Annotated in this window: 22 protein-coding genes and 1 pseudogene; 9 read left to right on the top strand and 14 right to left on the bottom strand. The window is 72.4% G+C overall.

Translation table 11 applies throughout. The annotated features are described in order from the left end of the window. Nucleotide 1 precedes the first annotated feature (1 nt). Nucleotides 2–775 (top strand): AraC family ligand binding domain-containing protein, encoded by a 774-nt coding sequence (locus tag JTJ31_RS12015; protein WP_207538912.1) that lies wholly within the window; start codon nt 2–4, stop codon nt 773–775. Here the strand turns inward: JTJ31_RS12015 and JTJ31_RS12010 are convergent. From JTJ31_RS12010 to JTJ31_RS12000, 3 genes are read right to left on the bottom strand one after another with little or no spacing between them, the layout of a single operon-like run. Beyond that, nucleotides 753–1,904: a cupin domain-containing protein gene (locus JTJ31_RS12010; RefSeq protein WP_207538911.1), complete on the bottom strand. Its 1,152-nt coding sequence runs from the start codon at nt 1,902–1,904 to the stop codon at nt 753–755. The genes JTJ31_RS12015 and JTJ31_RS12010 overlap by 23 nt on opposite strands. Beyond that, on the bottom strand, nt 1,901–2,377 hold the full coding sequence (locus tag JTJ31_RS12005; RefSeq protein WP_207538910.1) for a hypothetical protein: 477 nt from the start codon (nt 2,375–2,377) through the stop codon (nt 1,901–1,903). Before JTJ31_RS12005 ends, JTJ31_RS12010 begins: the two co-directional genes overlap by 4 nt. Before the next feature lie 3 nt (nt 2,378–2,380). Then, nucleotides 2,381–2,767, bottom strand: a complete 387-nt coding sequence (locus tag JTJ31_RS12000; protein ID WP_207538909.1) for a hypothetical protein — start codon at nt 2,765–2,767, stop codon at nt 2,381–2,383. A 105-nt stretch (nt 2,768–2,872) separates the two neighbouring features. Between JTJ31_RS12000 and JTJ31_RS11995 the strand changes: the two genes are divergently transcribed. Together JTJ31_RS11995 and JTJ31_RS11990 are read left to right on the top strand one after the other, a co-directional pair. Then, entirely contained in the window at nt 2,873–3,604 is a 732-nt protein-coding gene (locus JTJ31_RS11995) for a SapC family protein (protein WP_207538908.1), read from the top strand. 3 nt (nt 3,605–3,607) lie between these two features. Continuing rightward, entirely contained in the window at nt 3,608–4,564 is a 957-nt protein-coding gene (locus JTJ31_RS11990; protein WP_207538907.1) for a Bug family tripartite tricarboxylate transporter substrate binding protein, read from the top strand. 190 nt (nt 4,565–4,754) lie between these two features. Here JTJ31_RS11990 and JTJ31_RS11985 read toward each other — a convergent pair whose 3' ends face one another. Both JTJ31_RS11985 and JTJ31_RS11980 read right to left on the bottom strand, forming a co-directional pair. Further along, nucleotides 4,755–5,720 (bottom strand): Bug family tripartite tricarboxylate transporter substrate binding protein, encoded by a 966-nt coding sequence (locus JTJ31_RS11985; protein ID WP_207538906.1) that lies wholly within the window; start codon nt 5,718–5,720, stop codon nt 4,755–4,757. Between the two features lie 43 nt (nt 5,721–5,763). Beyond that, nucleotides 5,764–6,633 (bottom strand): SDR family oxidoreductase, encoded by an 870-nt coding sequence (locus JTJ31_RS11980; RefSeq protein ID WP_207538905.1) that lies wholly within the window; start codon nt 6,631–6,633, stop codon nt 5,764–5,766. A 186-nt stretch (nt 6,634–6,819) separates the two neighbouring features. On the opposite strand from JTJ31_RS11980, the gene JTJ31_RS11975 reads away from it, so the two are divergent. Continuing rightward, nucleotides 6,820–7,872 (top strand): alkene reductase, encoded by a 1,053-nt coding sequence (locus tag JTJ31_RS11975; protein ID WP_207538904.1) that lies wholly within the window; start codon nt 6,820–6,822, stop codon nt 7,870–7,872. On the opposite strand, the gene JTJ31_RS11970 is transcribed toward JTJ31_RS11975, so the two are convergent. Then, a complete protein-coding gene (locus tag JTJ31_RS11970; protein ID WP_207538903.1) occupies nt 7,851–8,636 on the bottom strand; it encodes a class I SAM-dependent DNA methyltransferase in 786 nt (261 codons plus the stop codon). The two genes, JTJ31_RS11975 and JTJ31_RS11970, sit on opposite strands and share 22 nt — an antisense overlap. Before the next feature lie 75 nt (nt 8,637–8,711). On the opposite strand from JTJ31_RS11970, the gene JTJ31_RS11965 reads away from it, so the two are divergent. Further along, on the top strand, nt 8,712–9,221 hold the full coding sequence (locus tag JTJ31_RS11965) for a tripartite tricarboxylate transporter TctB family protein (protein ID WP_207538902.1): 510 nt from the start codon (nt 8,712–8,714) through the stop codon (nt 9,219–9,221). Between the two features lie 71 nt (nt 9,222–9,292). Here the strand turns inward: JTJ31_RS11965 and lysM are convergent, their stop codons facing one another. Then, the gene (gene lysM, locus JTJ31_RS11960; RefSeq protein WP_207538901.1) at nt 9,293–9,763 is read right to left on the bottom strand and encodes a peptidoglycan-binding protein LysM; all 471 of its coding nucleotides are present in this window, start codon (nt 9,761–9,763) and stop codon (nt 9,293–9,295) included. A gap of 38 nt (nt 9,764–9,801) precedes the next feature. Here lysM and JTJ31_RS11955 point away from each other — a divergent pair, with 38 nt between their 5' ends. Continuing rightward, on the top strand, nt 9,802–11,298 hold the full coding sequence (locus tag JTJ31_RS11955; RefSeq protein ID WP_207538900.1) for a tripartite tricarboxylate transporter permease: 1,497 nt from the start codon (nt 9,802–9,804) through the stop codon (nt 11,296–11,298). 10 nt (nt 11,299–11,308) lie between these two features. Next, a complete protein-coding gene (locus tag JTJ31_RS11950; protein WP_207538899.1) occupies nt 11,309–12,970 on the top strand; it encodes a stimulus-sensing domain-containing protein in 1,662 nt (553 codons plus the stop codon). A 29-nt stretch (nt 12,971–12,999) separates the two neighbouring features. Here JTJ31_RS11950 and JTJ31_RS11945 read toward each other — a convergent pair whose 3' ends face one another. The 4 genes from JTJ31_RS11945 to rsmI are packed head-to-tail and all read right to left on the bottom strand — an operon-like array spanning nt 13,000 to nt 15,390. Beyond that, entirely contained in the window at nt 13,000–13,674 is a 675-nt protein-coding gene (locus tag JTJ31_RS11945; protein WP_207538898.1) for an HAD family hydrolase, read from the bottom strand. Nucleotides 13,675–13,703: 29 nt separating this feature from the next. Next, entirely contained in the window at nt 13,704–14,210 is a 507-nt protein-coding gene (locus JTJ31_RS24665) for an MOSC domain-containing protein (protein WP_328805723.1), read from the bottom strand. Then, nucleotides 14,207–14,512, bottom strand: coding sequence for a hypothetical protein (locus tag JTJ31_RS24660; protein ID WP_236020133.1), 306 nt, complete (start codon nt 14,510–14,512; stop codon nt 14,207–14,209). The genes JTJ31_RS24665 and JTJ31_RS24660 overlap by 4 nt, the downstream gene beginning before the upstream one ends. Further along, entirely contained in the window at nt 14,509–15,390 is an 882-nt protein-coding gene (gene rsmI, locus JTJ31_RS11935) for a 16S rRNA (cytidine(1402)-2'-O)-methyltransferase (protein WP_207538896.1), read from the bottom strand. The genes JTJ31_RS24660 and rsmI overlap by 4 nt, the downstream gene beginning before the upstream one ends. Between rsmI and JTJ31_RS11930 the strand changes: the two genes are divergently transcribed. Together JTJ31_RS11930 and JTJ31_RS11925 are read left to right on the top strand one after the other, a co-directional pair. Then, nucleotides 15,372–16,520, top strand: a complete 1,149-nt coding sequence (locus tag JTJ31_RS11930; protein WP_207538895.1) for a penicillin-binding protein activator — start codon at nt 15,372–15,374, stop codon at nt 16,518–16,520. The two genes, rsmI and JTJ31_RS11930, sit on opposite strands and share 19 nt — an antisense overlap. 68 nt (nt 16,521–16,588) lie before the next feature. Further along, nucleotides 16,589–17,851, top strand: coding sequence for a sensor histidine kinase (locus JTJ31_RS11925; RefSeq protein ID WP_207539210.1), 1,263 nt, complete (start codon nt 16,589–16,591; stop codon nt 17,849–17,851). 27 nt (nt 17,852–17,878) lie between these two features. Here JTJ31_RS11925 and JTJ31_RS25355 read toward each other — a convergent pair. From JTJ31_RS25355 to JTJ31_RS11910, 3 genes and pseudogenes are all read right to left on the bottom strand, one after another. Next, nucleotides 17,879–17,974, bottom strand: a pseudogene (locus JTJ31_RS25355) (PEP-CTERM sorting domain-containing protein); the annotation flags it as partial. Between the two features lie 420 nt (nt 17,975–18,394). Then, nucleotides 18,395–18,832 carry a PaaI family thioesterase gene (locus JTJ31_RS11915; protein WP_207538894.1) on the bottom strand — a complete coding sequence of 146 codons (438 nt, stop codon included), beginning with the start codon at nt 18,830–18,832 and terminating at the stop codon, nt 18,395–18,397. 91 nt (nt 18,833–18,923) lie between these two features. After that, on the bottom strand, nt 18,924–19,207 hold a 284-nt coding region (locus JTJ31_RS11910), incomplete at its 5' end, for a hypothetical protein (RefSeq protein ID WP_207538893.1).

Below are 19,207 nucleotides of genomic sequence, written 5' to 3'. Positions count from 1 at the left end.
CATGTCGGCAAACGGACAGAACCAGCGCACCCTGGCGCAGGAACAGGTGGACCGGCCCCTGGCCGCCTTCGCGCGCGACTACCGCGACGGCGAGGCGACGGGCTGGCACGACCACGCCCGGGCGCAGCTTCTCTACGCCACGCGCGGGGTGATGCGCGTCCGGACGGAGGCGGCGGGCTTCACCGTCCCGCCCGGCCGCGCCCTGTGGGTGCCTGCCCGGATGGGGCACGAAGTCCGAACGGAGGGCGAAGTGGCGATGCGCGCCCTGTTCTTCCGTGAGGATGCGGCGCGGGTGGGCGAGAGCCGCGCTGCCGTGCTTGGCGTCTCGCCCCTGCTGCGCGAGCTGATCCTGGCCGCCTGTGCTGAGCCGCTGGAATGGGACGAGGCCGGGCGCGGCGGCCACCTCGCCGCGCTGATCGCGGAGGAGGTGGCGCGTGCCCCGCGCCTGCCCCTCGCCGTGCCGGCGCTGCGCGACCCCCGGCTGCGGCGCCTCGCGGAGGCGCTGCGCGCCAACCCGGCCAGCCCGTTGACGCTGGAGGAGCATGCGGCGCGCTGCGGCGCCAGCGCCCGCACCCTGGCGCGGCTGTTCCGGCAGGAAACGGGCATGGGCTTCGCGCGCTGGCGCCAGGCGCTGCGCCTCGCCGAGGCGGCGGCGCTGCTGGCCCAGGGCGCAACCCCGACGCGGGCGGCGGCCGCCGTGGGCTACGGCAGCGCCCCCGCCTTCGGCGCGGCCTTCCGCGCCGCCTTCGGCGTCACGCCGGGGGCAGGTCGCTGACGGGCTCCAGCAGGCCCATCCGCCAAAGCTTCTCCGCCAGGACGCGGTCGGTGGGGACGGCGCCCTCGGCCAGCGCGATCACCGCCTCCGCCTCCTCGGGCGTCAGGGTGAGGCGGCCGCTGCTCCAATGCAGCGCCGCCATGCCGTCCGGTGCCTGGGCGAGATGGTGGTGCATCCCGTCGGAAAGCCGCAGCGCTCCCTCCGGCATGGGGGCGAAGAGGCCGCGCGCGGGTAGGGGCTGACGGTCGCGCGACAGCTGCTCCAGCAGCAGATTTGCCAGACGCTCCGCCTGCTCCGCCCCTGCGAGCCGCGCCAGCTTCTCAGCCAGCGTCGCCTCGAACTCCGTCTCGCCGATGCGCCAGGTTGGCACCGCCTCGCGCAGCGCTGGGTCGTCCAGCTCCGCCGCATCCACCAGGGCGCGGATGGCCTGGGCCCAGGAGGGCTCCAGCAGCCCGACCGTGATGTGCAGGGAACGCTCGCCCGGCTCCGTCGCCGCGTCGTGCATCACCCCGCGCGGGAGGTAGAGCGCGTCGCCCGGCGCCAGCGACAGCACGTGCGGCTCCCCCTCGGGCGGGAGGTCGCCGGGCCAGGGGGTGCGGCGTGTCGGGCGCGGGACGCGCTCCCCATCCCAGACGCGCCAGCGCTTGCGGCCCTCGACCTGAAGCACCAGCACATCATGCGTGTCGTAATGGGTGCGGAAGCCCTGGGCGCCCGGCGGCGTCAGGTAGATATTCGCCTGCACCCCATGCAGGAACAGCTTCTCCAGGCCGCGGCAGAAGCGCTGCAGGGGCGGGTGCGTCTCGTGGAATTGCGACACGACCAGCGACGCCCCGGCATCGAAGCGCTGGAAGAGGCGCGGCAGGTCCACCCGCCCATCCGGCAGGGTGAATTCATGCTCCGGCACGCCGGCGCTGCCCTCGCGCGCCTCGTCCGCCATGGAGACGCGCGGCGAGCGGGCGCCGTCGGTCCGCAGATGCGCGTCCAGGTCGGCGACGGACAGCAACCCAGCGAAGCGAGCCGGGTCGTTGCCGCGGAACAGGCGCCAGTCCCGGCCTTCGCGCAGTGCCAGCACATCCTCGACCGCCAGCCCGGGAAAGGCAGTGGCGAAGGCTTCCTCGGCGAGGCTCACCAGCCGGTCCGGCCCCGGCCGGGGGCGTCGCGCGGGTCGCTGTCCGTGCGGCCGGTGCGGTAGGGGACCGTGACCCCACGCCCGCGTCCCGCTGCATCGTGCGGGTCGCTGTCGGAACGTCCGGTATAGCCACCGCCATAATAGCCACCACGGCCCTGGCCGACCCCATCGCGCGGGTCGCTGTCGGTGCGGCCGGTGGCGTAGCCCAGATTGCCGCGCCCGGCGCCGACCCCGTCGCGCGGATCGCTGTCCGTCCGGCCGGAGCCGTAGCCATAGCCGCGCCCCTGTCCCACCCCGTCGCGCGGGTCGCTATCCGTGCGGCCCGTGCCCATGGGGCGAGCGGGAACGGGCACGGCATAAACGGGCTGGGGCTGGTTGGGCACGCAGCCCGCCAGCGCCGCCGCCCCTGCGGACAGCTTCAGCGCCAGGAGGCGTCGTCCCAGCCTCCCCTTGCCGGCATCATCCTCCGCCATGGCTCAGCGCCTTCCCCGACCGACCCCATCCGTCGGGTCATTGTCGGTGCGGCCGGAGCGGCCATAGCCGGCGGCGTCGCGCGGGTCGTTGTCGGATCGGCCGGTGCCGGCGCCGCGCCCACGTCCCATGCCGTCCGACGGGTCGTTGTCGGTGACGCCGCGCGACCTGGCGCGACCGCGCCCTGCCCCGTCCGTCGGGTCGTTATCCGTGCGGCCCGAACGGCCATAGCCGGCGGCGTCGCGCGGGTCATTGTCGGATCGGCCGCTTTGCGCCGCCGCGCCCCCGGCCACCGCTGCGCTCGCCCCCAGGCCGAGAGCCGCGCGCGTCACCAGGAGGCGCCGCCGCAGCCGCGGGGAGCCAGAATCGGAAGGATCGGATTCGTTGGACATTTCGTTTTCTTCGAGCTTGCCTCGTTTGGTAGGATGCGCCGGTTCGTTGTGCTCCCGCAAGGGAGGGCTATGGTCGCCGCGCCGAATTTCAGGCAGGAATCCCGGATGTCAGACGCCGCCGCGCCGCCCGTGATCCGCCTCCCCCCCCTCTACTCGCGGATGGAGCCGCTGAACCCGGCCACGCACGGCAAGCTGCGGCTGCGCGACGCCGGTCACGGATTCGCGGCCGGGCTGGCTGCGGTGCCCGTGGCGCTGGAGGAGTTCAGCCACGTCGCCCGCCACATGGCGATCGTCTTCGCCTCCGACCTGCCGCACATGCCCGTCGCCGTGACGGGGCTGCGCGCCAACTCCAACCTGTTCGTGCAGGGCAGCAAGTGGCGGGAGGGCGGCTACGTCCCCTCCTATCTTCGACGCTTCCCCTTCTTCCTGGTGCGCGTGAACGAGACGACGGGCGATCTCGCCCTGTGCCTCGACCCCTCCGCGCCGCAGCTCTCCGAGACCGAGGGCGAGCCCCTGTTCGACGAGAAGGGCGAGGCGACGGAGACGGCCCGCCGCGCCTTCGAGTTCAGCCGCGCCGTGGAGAATGCCTTCGTCCGCACGCGGGAGATGGCGGAAGGCCTCGCGAAGAAGGGGCTGCTCGGCCCCTCCTCCATCGAGTTCACCGTGGACGGGCAGCAGCGGCGCATGGACGGGTTCCATGCCGTGCAGCGCGACGCGCTGGCGAAGCTTCCGGCCAAGGACCTCGCCACGCTGCGCGACAAGGGATGGCTCGAGGCCATCTACGCCCACATCGTCTCCATGGGCGGAATCCCCGAACTGGCAAGCAAGGTGACCTGAACGATGACCCCGACGCGCCGCGCCCTCCTGGGCGCCTCCCTTGCGCTCTCCGCGCTTCCCGCCGCGGCGCAGACGCGACTCAACATGCTGCACATGTTCATCCCCGCCGGCCCCGGCGGCGGCTGGGACGGGCTGGGCCGCGCCATCGAGCAGGTGGCGCGCGGCGCCAACATGGTCGGCACCATGCAGTTCGAAAATGTCGGCGGCGCCGGCGGCACGGTGGGGCTGCCGCGCTTCGTCTCGCAGCGGCGCGGGCGCGGCGACGCGCTGATGGTCGCGGGTTCCGTCATGGTGGGGGCGGTGCTGACCAACCGCGCCCCGGTCGGGCTGAAGGACGTGGTGCCCATCGCGCGCCTGACGCAGGAAGTGGGCGTGGTGGTGGTGCCGGCCTCCTCCGACATCCAGGACATCCAGGGTTTGCTGGCGGCGTTCCGCGCCAATCCGGGCGGCGTCGCGGTGGCGGGCGGCAGCGCGGGCGGCACCGACCACATCACCCTCGGCCTTATCCTCAAGGCCCTGGGCCGCAATGCGCGCGAGGCGAGCTATGTCGCCTTCGCGGGCGGCGGCCCGGCCCAGGCGGCGATCCTCGGCGCGCAGGTGCGCGCGGGCATTTCCGGCTATTCCGAGTTCAGCGAGCAGATCAAGGCGGGCCGGATGCGCGCCCTGGCCACCACGGGCGAGACGCGCTCCGACCCCGCGGTCCCGACGCTGAAGGAAAGCGGCCTGGACGTGGTGACGGCGAATTGGCGCGGCGTCTTCGCTCCACCGGGCATCCGCCCCGAGGCGCGCGAGAATCTGACGCGCTTCATCACCGATCTCCACGCCCTGCCCGCTTGGCGCGACCTGCTGCAGGCGCGCGGCTGGGACGACGCCTTCCTCCCGGGCGCGGAGTTCGAGCGCTACCTCCAGGCCGACATCGCCGCGACGGAGACGGTGCTGAAAGAACTGGGCTTGGCGTAGTTTTTGGATGCGCTTGAGGCTTCGCCTCAAGCGCATTCCATGCCCTCAAGCGCCGGGCGCCGCCTCCGGCGGCTTGGCTTGCGCGCCTCAGACATGTTGCGCCGACCTGACTGTTCCGAGCCGCGCGCCGGCCGCGTTGCGGCCGGGTGGAGACTGGAGGGTGCTTGGTGCTTGTGCGGCTTTCGCCGGTCTACTCCAGGCTGATCCCTCGCCGCTGCACCACGCTGCCCCAGCGCGTGCGCTCCTCGCGCAGCAGTGTCGCGATCGCGGCGGCGTCGCGCGGCGGCTGCACCACGAGGCCCAGCGAGTCGAAGCGCTGGCGGAACCCGGCATCGCGCTGCGCCGCGGCCAGCGCCTCGCGCAGTCGCGCTTCCACCGGCGCGGGCAGCCCGGCTGGCGCTGCCACGCCGAACCAGGTCGAGGCCTCGTAGCCGGGGTAGCCGCTTTCCGCGAGGGTCGGCACATCGGGCAGCACCGCCAGCCGCTCGCGCGTCGTCACCGCCAGCGCGCGCAACCGGTTGTCGCGGATGAAGGGCAAGGACGTGAGCACCACGTCGAACATCACCTGCACGTCGCCCGACAGCAGCGAGGTCAATGCCGGGGCGCTGCCTGGATAGACGACATTCTGCAACTCCACCCCCGCCGAAAGCGCGTAGAGCTCCGCCGCGAGGTGGATGGGATTGCCGATCCCCACCGTCGCCACGTTGAGCGGCTGGCGCTTTGCCAGCTCGGTGAACTCGGCGACGTTACGGGCCTGCACCTGCGGCCCCACCACCATCACCAGCGGCGTTTCCACCGCGACCGAAAGAAGGGCGAGGTCGCGCTCCGCGTTGTAGGGGATGCGGCGCATCACCAGCGGGTTCAGGATCATGCTGGCGCCCGAGGCCATCAGCAGCGTGTGCCCATCCGGCGCCGCCTGCGCCACGGCCTGGGTGCCGATCACCGTATTGCCGCCCGGCCGGTTCTCCACCACCACGGGCTGCCCCAGCTCGCGCGACAGCAGCTCGGCGAGAGAGCGGCCCAGCTGGTCCGTCGTGCCGCCCGGCGCATAGGGCACGACGAGGCGCAGCGGCCGCGTCGGCCAGGATTGCGCCCGCGCCTCGGGCAAGAGGAGCGGCGTGGCGAGAAGGCCAAGCGCGGCGCGGCGGGTCGTCATGATGGGTGTCCTCCGGTGAAGCATCCTTGCGCGCAGGCGGCGTTCAGCCTTGCGGCGTCTTGTCGGCGGCGTCGCGCGCGCGAATGCGCTCCCGCGCCGCCTGCCATTCCGCGTCGCCCCAGCTCAGGTAGTTCGTGAAATAGGCGCCATTCGCGAGCCAGTCACCGCCATCCAGCGCCACGGTCTGGCCATTGATCCAACTTGTCTGCGGCGCCAGCAGGAAGGCGGCGAGGTCGCCGATCTCTTCCAGCGTGCCGACACGGCCCAGCGGGTTACGCTGCGCCGGCTCGCTGTGCCGCGTATCGCCCGGCCGCAGCCGCGATGATGCGCCCTCGGTCGGGATGACGCCCGGCGCGATGCCGTTCAGCCGGATACCGTGCCGTCCCCATTCGACGGCCAGCGACTTGGTCATCGCCTCCACCCCCGCCTTGCTCATCGCCGAGGGCACGACGAAGGGCGATCCGGTCCAGACCCAGGTGACGACGATGGACAGCACCGCCCCGCCCGTCCCGTCCGCAATCCAGCGTTTCCCCACTTCCTGCGTCACGTGGAAGGTGCCGTGGAACACGATCTCGGCAATGGCGCGGAAGCCGCGCCGCGACAGATCCTCCGTGCGGGAGATGAAGTTGCCCGCCGCGTTGTTGATCAGCCGGGTGAAGGGACGCCCTTCCTCCCAGGAAGCTGCCACGGCGCGCTCCACCGCCTCGCCATCGCGGATGTCCACGGCGCGGAAGGTCACGCGCGGCGCGCCGCCCATGGCATCCGCCGCCTCCTTCAACACGGATTCGCGGCGTCCCCAGATCTCGACCTCTGCACCGAGGGAAAGCAGGCGTTCCGCCATGGCGCGGCCCAGCCCGGTGCCACCGCCCGTCACCAGCACGCGGTGCCCCGCAAAGAGGTCGTCCCGAAACATGATATATCCGTCTCCGTCCCGCGCGCAGGGTGACAGGATGGGCCGGGATGTCGAGGGGCCGCGCACCTTGGGGGCGCGGGACGGTTCCGCAACCTTCGCGTGGTGAATGCCCGTCATCACCAACGGCCATTTCACGGGCGAGGCCGGACACCCCAGCTTGAGCAGGAAGACACGAGGGAGACCCTCATGACCGACCTGTTCACCCCGATCCGCCTCGGCGCGCTCGACCTGCCCAACCGCATTGCCATGGCGCCGATGACGCGCAACCGCTCGCCGGGTGGCGCGCCCAATGCGCTGAACGCCGAGTATTACGCGCAGCGCGCCTCGGCCGGGCTGATCATCACCGAGGGCACGACCCCCGACCCGTCGGGCCACGGCTACATCGACATTCCTGGCCTCTACGACGCGCGCACCCAGGAGGGCTGGCGCGACGTGGCGAAGGCGGTGAAGGCACGGGGCGGGCACATCTTCGTGCAGCTCATGCATGCCGGCCGCATCTCCCACCCCGACTTCTTGAACGGCGAGGCGCCCGTCGCGCCCTCCGCCGTGCAGGCGCCGGGCGAGATCTTCACCCATGAGGGACCGAAGCCGCATGGCATGCCCCGCGCGCTGGAGGCACGGGAGATCGAGGCGCTTGTGCAGTCCTATGGCCGCGCGGCGACGCTCGCCGTGGAAGCCGGGCTGGACGGCGTGGAGGTGCATGGCGCCAATGGCTACCTGCCGGCGCAGTTCCTGGCGCCGAACGTGAACCGGCGTGAGGATGAGTGGGGCGGCACGATCGAGAAGCGCGCCCGCTTCCTCCTGGCTGCCACGGATGCCGCCATCGCGGCGGTGGGTGGCGACCGAGTTGGCGTGCGGCTCTCGCCGGGCGTGACCTTCAACGACATCCAGGATCCGGAGGCCGAGGCCACCCACGCCCATGTCATCGCCGAGCTGGCGAAGCGGCCCATCGCTTATCTGCACGTGATCGATGCCCGTCCGGGCTGGGACGTGGCGGGGCAGGCGCGGCACCTCTTCCCCGGCACGCTGATCCTCAATGGTGACTATGACCGGGCACGGGCGGATGCGGATCTCGCCGCCGGGAAGGCGGAGATGATCTCCTTCGGCGCGCCCTTCATCGCCAACCCCGACCTGCCGGTGCGGCTGCGCGAGGGGGCGGCGCTGAACCAGCCGGACAAGTCCACCTTCTACGGCGGCGACGCGCGCGGCTATACCGACTACCCGGCGCTGGCCGCCTGATCGGAGCGGCGGGCGAGCCACACGGTCCGCCCGCCGCATTCCGCGTCCTCCGCGCGGTGCGCCACCACCTCGAAGCCTTCTTTTCCCATCCTCTCCCGGTAATCCGTGGGGTCGAGGCTGGCGTGGAACAGCGCCTCGCCCTCGAAGCTCCCGATCGCCTCACCCGCCGCCGGGCCGCTGGTGAACATCAGCGCGGCGCCGGGCGCGGCGTGACGCGCGAAGACGGGAAACATCGCGCGCTGGTCGGCGCGCGACAGGTGGAAGAAGCTGTCCCAGGCCAGTATGCCCTCGAAGCGCAGCCTCAGATCGAGGTCGCGCATATCCGCCGCGATCCACTCCCCGGCGGGCATCCTCTCCCGCGCCAGGGCCAGAAGCGCGGGCGAGGCATCCACCCCGGTCACGCGTCGCCCCGCCTCGGCGAGGAAGCGCGCCATCGGCTCCCCCATGCCGCAGCCCAGGTCGAGCACGGCACCGCCCGGCGGCACGAGGGCGAGGAACTGCTCTAGCCAGGCGCGCTCGAACAGCGTGCGGACGCGCAGCCGGTCGAAGACGGCGGCGTGGCGCCGGTAGATGGCGGGAATGGCAGCAGCGGCCAGGGAGGCCCGCCCGGCCTCGGTCAGCACCGGCGCCCCATCCGGCCCCGGCCGCACCAGACCGGCCTCCGCCGCCCCCACCCCGTCCACCGCATCCCCTGCGCCCCCCTCCGCGACCGACTGGAGGAAGCGGAGCAGGCGTCCATCCGGGGCGAAGGGCTCTGAATCCATGGGGTCCGCTCCTCTCTGGTTGCGCGGCGGGGCGTTTGCGGCTTGAGATGCCGCTTCGAGGATGCGCGAGGCGTCATGCGTCAGGAACCCTCCCGGGCCGATCTGGGCGCCGGGTTGTTTGTCGCCGGTCTGGGGGCGCTCGCGCTCTGGCAGGCGGCAGTGATCCCCGTCTCGCCGCTCTATGCCCAGGTCGGGCCGAAGGTGATTCCCTTCCTGGTCGCAGGGGGGCTGCTCCTGCTCGGGGTGCTGCTCACGCTCTCCGCCTGGCGCGGCGGCTGGTCCCACCACATCGAGGAGGTGCAGGAGGCCGGGCCGCCCAATCTGCGCGCCCTGGGGCTGATGGGGGCGGGGCTGCTCGCCAACCTGGCCCTGATCGGGCCGCTGGGCTTCTCGATCGCGGCCTCGGCGCAATTCGTGCTGGTGGCGGCGGCCTTCGGGTCGCGCCGCCTGTTGCGCGACATCCTGATCGCGCTGCCGCTCTGCCTCGGCACCTGGTTCCTGTTCGTGCAGGCGCTGGGGGTGAACATTGGCGCGGGCGTGCTGGAGGAGGCGGTGCTGCACCTCCTCGGCCAGGAAGTTCCGTGAGGATGCCCGGGCCTGACCTGCGGAGGCGGAATCACCGAAGCGGTGAATCAGCCCCGCAGACTTGCCCCTCTTCAGTCCTTCGGGATGCGCAGCACCTGGCCGGGATAGATGCGGTCCGGGTGCTCCAGCATCGGCGTGTTCGCCTCGAAGATCTTCATGTAGGCATTGGCGTTGCCGAGATGCGCCTTGGCGATGGCCGAGAGCGTGTCGCCCTTTTTGACGGTGTAGAAGGTGGCTTCCGGCTGGGGGGCGCCTTGCGTCCGGTCATCCACCGCACTGATGCCCGCCACGTTGCCGAGGGCGAGGACGAGCTTCTCGTGCTCCGCGGGGTCCATTCCCCGCGCGCCTTCCAGCACGACCGTCCCTTCCTCCACCTTCATGGTGACGCCCGCGGCGTTGAGGCCCAGCCGGTTCACCTCCTGCTGGAGCATGTCGGCCGAGGGCGGCGTGGGGGCGGGTTCCTTCTCTGCCTCGGCGGCGGTGGCGGTCGTGCCGAGGCCGAGCCGGCGCCCGACACCCTGGATGAAATTGAAGAGTCCCATGGCGCCGGAACCCGGCGCCCCAGCGAAAGTTGCCCCTGATGGATGCGATTGCTGGTCTTTCCCTCGGCTTCTCCCAGGCCCTGACGCTGTCCAATCTCGGCTGGGCGCTGCTGGGCTGCTTCCTCGGCACCGCCGTCGGCGTGCTGCCCGGGCTCGGCCCGGCGCTCACCATCGCGCTATTGCTGCCCATCACCTTCCAGGTGAGCGCGACGGGCGCCTTCATCCTGTTCTGCGGCGTGTTCTACGGCGCGATGTATGGCGGCTCGACCACCTCCATCCTCTTGAACGCGCCGGGCGAGTCCGGCTCCATCATCACCGCGCTGGAAGGGGCGAAAATGGCGCGCTCCGGCCGCGCCGGACCGGCCCTCGCCACCTCGGCCATCGGCTCCTTCGTCGCGGGCGTGGTCGGCACGGCGGGCATCGCCTTCCTGGGCCCCGTCATCGTGGATCTCGCGCTGCGCCTCGGCCCGGCGGAGTATTTCGCGCTGATGGTGCTGTGCTTCGTCACCGTCTCCGCCGTGCTCGGCGGCTCGGCGCTGCGTGGGCTGACCTCGCTCTTCTTCGGGCTGGCGCTGGGGCTGGTGGGGATCGACCTGCAAACCGGCCAGCCGCGCATGACCTTCGGCATCCCCGAATTGCTGGACGGGGTGAACGTGGTGCTGGTGGCTGTCGCCCTCTTCGCGGTGGGCGAGGCACTGCACATGGCGTGGCGCTATCACGGCGGCGAGCCCACCGTGCTGCCGGTGGGCCGCGTCATGCTGTCGCGCTCTGATCTCCGCCGCTCCTTCGGCCCCTGGCTGCGCGGCGCGGGCCTCGGCTTTCCCTTCGGCGTGCTGCCCGCCGGCGGCACCGAGATGCCGACCATGCTGAGCTACTACGCCGAACGGCGCCTCGCCTCGCCCGAGGCGAAGAAGGAATTCGGCACCACCGGCGCGATCGAGGGGGTGGCGGGGCCGGAGGCGGCCAACAACGCCGCCGCCGCCGGTGTGCTGGTGCCCATGCTCACGCTGGGCCTGCCGACCAGCGCGACGGCGGCGATCATGCTCTCCGCCTTCCAGTCCTACGGCATCCAGCCCGGGCCGCTGCTGTTCCAGATCCAGGGCGAGCTGGTCTGGACGCTGATCGCCTCCCTCTTCATTGCCAATATCATGCTGGTGGTGCTGAACCTGCCGCTGGTCGGGCTGTGGGTTCGCATCCTGAAGATCCCGCAGCCGCAGCTCTATGCCGGCATTCTGGTCTTCGCGACGGTCGGCACCTACGGCATCTCGAATTCCGTCGTGGACCTCGTGCTGCTCTACCTGATCGGCATCGTCGGCATGTTCATGCGGCGCTACGACTTCCCGGTGGCGCCGGTGGTGATCGGCATGATCCTCGGCCCGATGGCGGAACAGGCGCTGCGCCAGGCCCTCACCATCTCCCAGGGCGATTGGAGCGTCTTCGTGACGCGCCCCGTCTCGCTGGCGATCCTTCTCCTCGCGGTGCTGGGGCTGGCGGGGCCGCGGCTGTGGGTGGCGTGGCGCGTGCGCCGGGGGTAACCCATCCGGCATGTCCGAGATCGCGCCTCTCCTGAAGCCGGACGCGGCGCCGCCCGCACGGCGGCGTCTCGTCTCGCCGCTGCTGCGCCGCATCCTGCTGGTGAATGCCCTGCCGCCGGCGCTGCTGGCGGCGGCGCTGCTTTATCTCGACCAGTACCAGGACGGGCTGCTCGCCGCCGAGGTGGAGGCGATGCGCACCCAGGCGCGCATCTATGCCGGCGCCATCGCCGAGGCCGCGGTGCGCGTGCAGGATGACCGCGCGACGCTGGTGCCCGAGCAGGCGCGGCCGCTGCTGCGCCGCCTCGTCGAGCCGTCGCCGGCCACCCAGGCGCGCATCTTCGACGCGGCCGGCCTCGTCATCGCCGATTCGCGCGTGCGCGAGGGGGCGGGCGGCACGGTGATCGCCGAGCCGCTGCCCGCCCCCGCCGTGCCCGGCGGTTGGGGCCAGCGCCTCTCCACCCTGGCCGAGCAGGTCTCCGCCCTGGTTCCGCGCCCGCGCCGCTCCGACGTCACGCTGGACCGTTCGCCCGCCGCGCAGAGCTTCGAGTGGCAGCCCGACCTCGGGCCGGAGCGGCAGGCGGAGCTGCGCCTGGCGCTGGAGGGCGGTGTCGCCCCCTATATCCGCCGCACGCCGGAAGGGCGCCTCCTGGTCAGCGTGGCGGAGCCGGCGCGACGCGGCGGGCAGAATCTCGGCATCGTGCTGCTGACGCGCGAGGCGCGCGAGGTGGATGCGCGGCTGCTGGAGATCCGCGTCTCCGTGCTCGGCCTCTTCTTTCTGGCGCTGGTGCTGACGGTGGGCGTGTCGCTCTTCCTCACCCGCACCCTCGCGCGACCCATCCTGCAACTGGCCGGCGCGGCGGCGGAGATGCGCCAAGGGCGCGGCCGCGGTGGCTCCGTGCCGCGCCACCTGCGCGCGCGCGACGACGAGATCGGCATCCTGGCCCGTGACCTCCAGGCCGCCGCGCGCGCACTCTGGGCCCGCATCGACGCCAATGAGCGCTTCGCCGCCGACGTGGCGCACGAGCTGAAGAACCCGCTGACCAGCGTGCGCAGCGCCATCGAGACGCTGCGCCGCGTGGAGGACCCGAACCAGCGCTCCCGGCTGCTGGCCATCATCGCCGAGGATGCGGTGCGGATGGACCGGCTGATCGGCGATATCAGCGACTCCTCCAAGGTGGATGCGGAATTGTCGCGCGCGGTGGCGGAGCCGGTGGAGCTTTCACCCATGCTCTCCGTGCTGGTGGAGCTTCACAACGCCACGCGGCGCGAGAAGGACCCGGTGATGGCGCTGGAAGTACCGGCGCGCCTCACCGTGCTGGGGGTGGAGGACCGCTTGGTACAGGTGTTCCGCAACCTGATGGGCAACGCCGTCTCCTTCTCGCCGGAGGAGGGCACCGTCACCATCCGCGCGCGCGCGGCGGGGGCGGAGGTGGAAGTGGTGGTGGAGGATGAAGGCCCCGGCATCCCCGAGGCCAAGCTGGACGGCATCTTCGACCGCTTCTACTCCGAACGCCCGCGCGGCGAGCGCTTCGGCCAGCATTCCGGCCTGGGCCTGTCCATTTCCAAGCAGATCATCGAAGGCCTGCGCGGCCGCATCACCGCCGAGAACCGCCGCAGCGCCGATGGCAAGGTGCTGGGCGCGAAATTCACCGTGCGGCTGCCGAAGGCATAGCCGGCACACGCGCAGCCGCCCACAAAGCCTCAGCCGCGCGTGGCGCCGACCAGCTCGAGGCGATGCAGGACCTCCAGCAAGCTGGGCCACACCGTGACGCAAAGCCTCTCGATCTCCGGGGTCGGGGCGAGCAGGTCGGGGATCATGACCGTTGCCATTCCCGCAGCTGCCGCGGCGCGGACGCCATTATGCGAGTCCTCGAGCGCAAGGCAGTGGCCGGGCCGGGCCTGCAACGCGGCGGCGGCGGCCAGAAAGCTATCCGGATGCGGCTTGCCGCGCCGCACGTCGCTGCGCGTGACCAAGCCATGGAAGAAGTCGAGGATGCCTGCGCGTGCGAGGCGAGGCTCCGCACGGCTTCGCGTGGTCGAGGTCGCGACCGCCATCGGAATGTCGTTGGCCTTCAGATAGCCGAGCAGCTCCAGCGCTCCGGGCCGCAGCGGCACCGAAGCCTCGCATAATCTGTCGAAATGTTGGGCACAGGCCGCATGGTAGGCGTCGAGGTCGAAGGTGAGGCCGAAATGGCCACGGAGCAATGCGTCGCCAGCCTCCTGGGGCGTGCCGATCAGGCTGAGATGGAGATGACCCGGCATCTCGTGGCCCTGGCTGGCGCAGGAGGAGACGATTGCCTGCCGATACAGCGTCTCCGTATCGAGGAGCAGCCCATCCATGTCGAAGATCACGGCGTCGAGCGGGCGTGGAATCATGCGAGATTTCCTCCAAAACGCACCGTGCCCTATGCCTCGGCCACCTCTACCTCATCACCCACCCGTACCACGCTGCCCTCGATCACCCGCGCGGTGATTCCGCCCTGGCCGCGCGTGGCGTTGTAGCCGCCCGGCCCCAGCACCTCCTCCATGCGCGAGCACGGGTGGCACTCGCCGGAGTGCTCCAGCAGCGCCGCGCCGATGCGGAAGCGCCGTCCCTTCAGCGCCAGCAAATTCACGCCTTCCACCAGCAGGTTGCGGCGCAGCGCCTCGGGCGCGATCGCGTCGCGGTGCAGGAAGGAGGCGATGGCGTCCAGGTGCTCGCGCGCCAGGATCGTCACCTGCCGGTTCGCCTTGCCCGTGCCGCGATACCGGTCACCCTCCACGCCGCGCCCGGCCACCAGCAGCGCCTCGGACACGGGTACGACCGGCGCGCGGCGCTCGGGGCGAAGCCCGATCCACAGCAGCCTTCCCGGCGCGATCGGACCTTCCAGCAGCCGCGCCAGCGGCGAGCCGGGCGGGAAGCCGCCGCTCACAGGAAACGCCCCGGATCGGCCACCCAATCCTCGCTTTCCCAGAACATGAATTGCCGCGTGACGCGCGCCGCGCACCACAGCCAGGCCAGCACCAGGATGGGCCAAAGCCCGGACACCGCCCCCGCCACCAGCCCCACCACGCCGATCCAGAAGGTGCGCGCCGCATAGGCGTGCTGCGTCGCCCAGGCCGTGCCGCGCGCCGCCTTCCAGCGATGCGCCAGCACGCCGGCGGCGAACCAGGGCAGGATCAGCGCCAGCCCGGCCGCGAAGAGCAGGTTCATCCACAGGACGCGCCGCCTCACCCCGCGCCCTTCCCGATCTCCAGCGCGCGGGCATAGACCTGCTTGCGCGGCATTCCCGTGGCGGCGGCGACATGCGCGGCGGCGTCGCGCAGGGACAGCGTCTCCATCGCGCGGCGCAGCAGCGCGTCCAGCGTCTCCTCCGCCGGGGCATCGGGCGGCGGGGCGGGGCCCACCACCAGCACCACCTCGCCCCGCGCCGGGTGCGCCTCGTAATGCGCCGCGAGTTCGGCAAGCGTCCCCCGCCGCACCTCCTCGAAGCGCTTGGTGAGCTCGCGCGCCAGCGCGGCCGGCCGGTCGGCCCCCAGCGCGTCGCGCAGCGCCGCCAGCGTCTCCGCCGCGCGGTGCGGCGCCTCGTAGAAGAGCAGCGTCGCGGAAAGACCCGCCGTCTCGGCGGCGCGCAGACGGCCGAGTTCGGCCTCGCGCGGGCCGCCACGCGCAGGCAGGAAGCCGAGAAACAGGAAGGGATGCGGCGGAAGGCCGGACAAGGTCAGCGCCAGCACCGCCGCGTTGGGCCCGGGGATGCCCGTCACCGCCACGCCAGCCGCGATGGCAGCGCGCACCAGGCGGTAGCCGGGGTCGCTCATCAAGGGTGTGCCGGCATCGCTCACCAATGCCAATTTTTCGCCGGCCAGCATTCGCTTGACGAGCGGCGCGGCCTCCGCTTCCTCGTTGTGGTCGTGCAGGGCGGCGAGGCGCGCGGCAACGCCGTGCCGCGCCAGCAGTTTCGCCGTCACCCGTGTATCCTCGCAGAGCACGGTGTCGGCCCCGCGCAACGCCTGGAGCGCGCGGGCCGGGATGTCGTCCAGGTTGCCGATCGGCGTGGCCACCAGGGTGAGGCCGCCGGAAGGGGGGAGAGGTGATGCCGCGTCGTCGTCCATGGGCTCTGCTGCCGGGGGCCCTGTTCCTGCTCCTGATCGGCTGCGCCCCGCAAGCCCCGCAGGGCTATCCCGGTTACGCTCCCGCGCCTGGCTGGGGGCCCCCCATGGCCGGCCCTGTCCCGGCGGAGGTGCCGCGCACCCGCGTCGCGCTGCTGCTGCCGCTTTCCGGCGGGAACGCCCCGCTCGGCCAGGCGATGCAGAACGCCGCCACCCTCGCCCTGTTCGAGAGCGGCGACCCTGGCCTCGAACTCGTGCCGCGCGACACGCGCTCCAGCGCCTCCGGCGCGTCCGAGGCGGCGCGGCGCGCCATGGCGGAGGGTGCACAGGCCATCGCCGGGCCGCTCACCCTGGGCGAGACGGCCGCGGTGTCGGGCGTGGTCCGCGGCAGCCCCGTGCCGGTCTTCGCCTTCACCGCCGACGAGGCCCAGGCCGGGCCGCAGGTCTGGGTGCTGGGTATCACGCCGACGCAGCAGGCGCGGCGCATGGTGTCCGCCGCGGCCCAAGCCGGGGCGCGCCGCTTCGCCCTGCTGGCGCCGGAGGACGCCTTCGGCCAGCGCCTGGCTTCCGCCATGCGCGGCGCCCTGTCCGATCTCGGCCTGCCGCCGCCCGCCGTGCAGTTCACGGGGCCGCGTGGCGGCGACATGGCCGGGCCGGCGGAGAGCCTCGCCGCTGCGCAGCCCGACGCGATCCTCCTGGGCGGGGGCGCCGCCTTCGCCCGTCAGGCGGGGCCGGCCATCGCCAACGCCTTCGGGCCGAACCGGCCGCGCCTGCTCGGCACCGTCCTCTGGGCGGGCGAGGCGGCGCTGGGCAACGAGCCGAGCTTGGCCGGGGCGTGGTTCCCCGGTCCCGATCCGCAGGGGCGCGGGCGCTTCGATGGGCAATATGCCGCGGCCTTCGGCGGCGCGCCGCCGCGCCTCGCCGGCACGGCCTATGACGGGGCGGCGCTGGCAGCGCGAGCGGTGCGTGACGGCACCCCGCCGGTGGGCATGACCTTCCTGGGCGCGGACGGGCCCATGCAGATCCTGCCCGGCGGCGTGGTGTCGCGCGGCCTTGCCGTCTTTGCCCTGCGGCCAGGGGGCGATCCAGTGGTGGTGCAGCCTGCTCCGTCCCCCGGCGGGGCGGGAAGCTGAGGCGTCGCACCGCCCTCCTCGCCACGCTGCTGCTCGCCGCCTCACCGGCGGCGGTGCTGGTGGCCCTGATGGGGGCGGGAGCGCTTTCCTCCGGCCCCGGGCTGGCCGCGCTGCTGGCCGTGCTGGTGGGGGCGGGGGCGCTGGGGGTGCTCTGGGCTGTCGCTTCGGCCCGCTTGGTTGCGGCGCTGCGCGCCGCGGCGGAAGGCCCGCGCGCGGCCCCGGTGCCCCTGCCCGCCCTGCCCGGCCTCGGCGCCGTGGAGGAGGAGTTGTCCCGCCTCGCCCGCGCCACGGAGGCGCGCGCCGCCCTGGTGGGGCGGCTGCGCGCGGGAGGAGAGGCGGTGGTGGAATCCCTGCCCGACCCGCTGTTGGTGCTGGATGCGCGGCTGGCCCCCATCCGCCTCAATCGCGCCGCGCGGCTGGCCTTCGGCGACGGCGCACGTGGGCGGCTGGGCGCGCTGCTGCGCCACCCCGCCCTGGCGGCGGCGCTGGACCGCGCCCTGGCCGGGTCAGGACCGCAGGTGGTGGAGGTGGCGCTGCCCGGCGTGTCGCATCGCGAATACGCCGCCCAGGCCCTGGCGATGGACCCGCCGCTGGATGATGGTGGGCGCATCCTGCTGCTGCTGGGCGACCGTTCCGCGGCCCGCGCCCTGGACCGGATGCGGGCCGATTTCGTCACCAATGCCAGCCACGAGCTTCGCACGCCACTGGCCAGCATGATGGGCTTCGTCGAGACGCTGCGCGGCCCGGCCGCGGACGACCCGGCGGCGCAGCAGCGCTTCCTCGCCATCATGGCGGAGCAGGGCGAGCGGATGCGCCGCCTGATCGACGACCTGCTCGGCCTGTCGCGCGTCGAGGCGACGGAGCACCTGCCCCCTTCGGGCGAGGCGCCGCTTTCCGACATCCTGCGCAGCGAGGCGGCGGCGATGGAGCCGCTCTTCGCCCGGCGCGGCGTGCGCCTCGTGCTGGACCTGCCGGAGCAGTCGCTCACCGCCGCTCCGGCCGATGCCGACCAGCTGGCGCAGGTGGCGCGCAACCTGCTGGACAACGCCCTGCGGCACGCAGCGGAGGAGGTGCGCCTGGAAGCCTTTCGCGAGCGGGCGCGCGTCGGCTTCGCCGTGCGCGACGACGGGCCTGGCATCGCGCGCGAGCACCTGCCCCGCCTGACCGAGCGCTTCTTTCGCGTGGACAAGGGCCGCGCCCGCGCCCAGGGCAATACCGGCCTTGGCCTCGCCATCGTGAAGCACATCGTCCAGCGCCACCGGGGACAGCTTTCGATCGAAAGCGAGCCGGGGCAGGGCGCGAGTTTTCGCGTCGCCCTGCCGGGGAACTGAGCGCCGGTCAGGCCTGGCGGGGCGGCGGCGCATCGCGCTGAGGCCCAGCAGGCCGAAGCCGAGCAGCAGGGCGGAAGTCGGCTCGGGAACCGGCGTCGAGGTCGGTGCGAAGATCAGGCTCATCGCGTTCCAGTCGGGCCGGATCTCCTCCAGCTGCACGCCACCGCCGATGAACTGCGTCCCGTCGAACTGGATGCGGTTCAGCGTGGTGCCGTTCTCTTGGACGTAATACAGGTCGCCGCTCGCCTGGTCGTAGGACATGGCGTCCCAGCTTGGGGAAATCGCCTCGCCGATCACGCCGCCGCCAATGAACTGCGTCCCGTCGAAATCGATGCGGATGATGTTCGTGCCACCCAGCGGGACGTAGAGCAGGCCGGTGATGGGTGCCGCGGTGGCAGAACCGCCCAGAAGCCCGATCAGCACCAAGGTCAATGCAGCCAGACGACGTATCCTCATGCCTCCCGCAACAGGGAGGCATGGTGACGGCCTCGAAATGATAGATGTCAAGAAAATTGCTGATCGCGACTGCATCAGGGCGCGGGGTCAGGCCTCGACCGGCACGCCTTCCAGTGCGTGGCTGCCGGAGCGGTAGCGGTGGGTGGAGCCGCCGAAGGCGACCACCTGCCCCGCATCGTCCAGCACCTGGCCCTGCGCGAAGAACACCGCCCGTCCAGACGTGACGAGACGCCCTTCCGCCCGCAGCACCCCGCCAATGCGGCCCGGCGCGGTGAAGCGCGCATCGAGGTCGAGGGTGACGGCGGAGCGGCGCCGCCCCGGCACCGGGCAGAACAGCCCGGCGAAGGCGTTCACCTGGTCCAGCAGGGCGAGCATCACCCCGCCATGGACGATGCCGCCGCGATTGGCGTGCTGCGGCCCCGGCCGGCAGACCAGCCGTGCGAAGCCCTCGCGCCACTCGTCCATCTCGATGCCGAGAAGGTCGTGGAAGGGCGAGGCGGCCTGGGTGAGGAGATGCGATTCCATCCGCTCCGGGTGCCGCGTGGCGGCCGCCCTGGCAAGCGGGGCCGGCTCCGGGATGCGCCGTCCGGCACACCCTGGAGCCTCTCCCTCTGCTTCAGCTTCCTCCGACGGCGGTTCCGACGAGTGCGCCGGAGGCGGTGAGGCCTGCGGTGGTGGTGGCACCGGTGGCGATGATGCTGGCCATGGTAACGCCCGCCTCGGCCAGCAGCGGCGCGGTGGCACCGGCGGTGGCGATGGTCAGCGCCACACCAGCCACGAGGCCGACGCCCGCGCCAATCCAGGTGCCCAGGCCGATGCCGCCCGAAGCGGCGTCCAGCTGGTCGTCGGTCAGGGCCAGGCCAGCGGCGGGGGAGGTGATCTGCGTCATGGGGATGGTTC

This window comes from Sabulicella rubraurantiaca (assembly GCF_017355885.1).
Classification (GTDB): Bacteria; Pseudomonadota; Alphaproteobacteria; order Acetobacterales; family Acetobacteraceae; genus Roseococcus; species Roseococcus rubraurantiacus.
The sequence above is the reverse complement of the archived record's forward strand: the minus strand, read 5'-3'. Positions and strand labels throughout refer to the sequence as shown.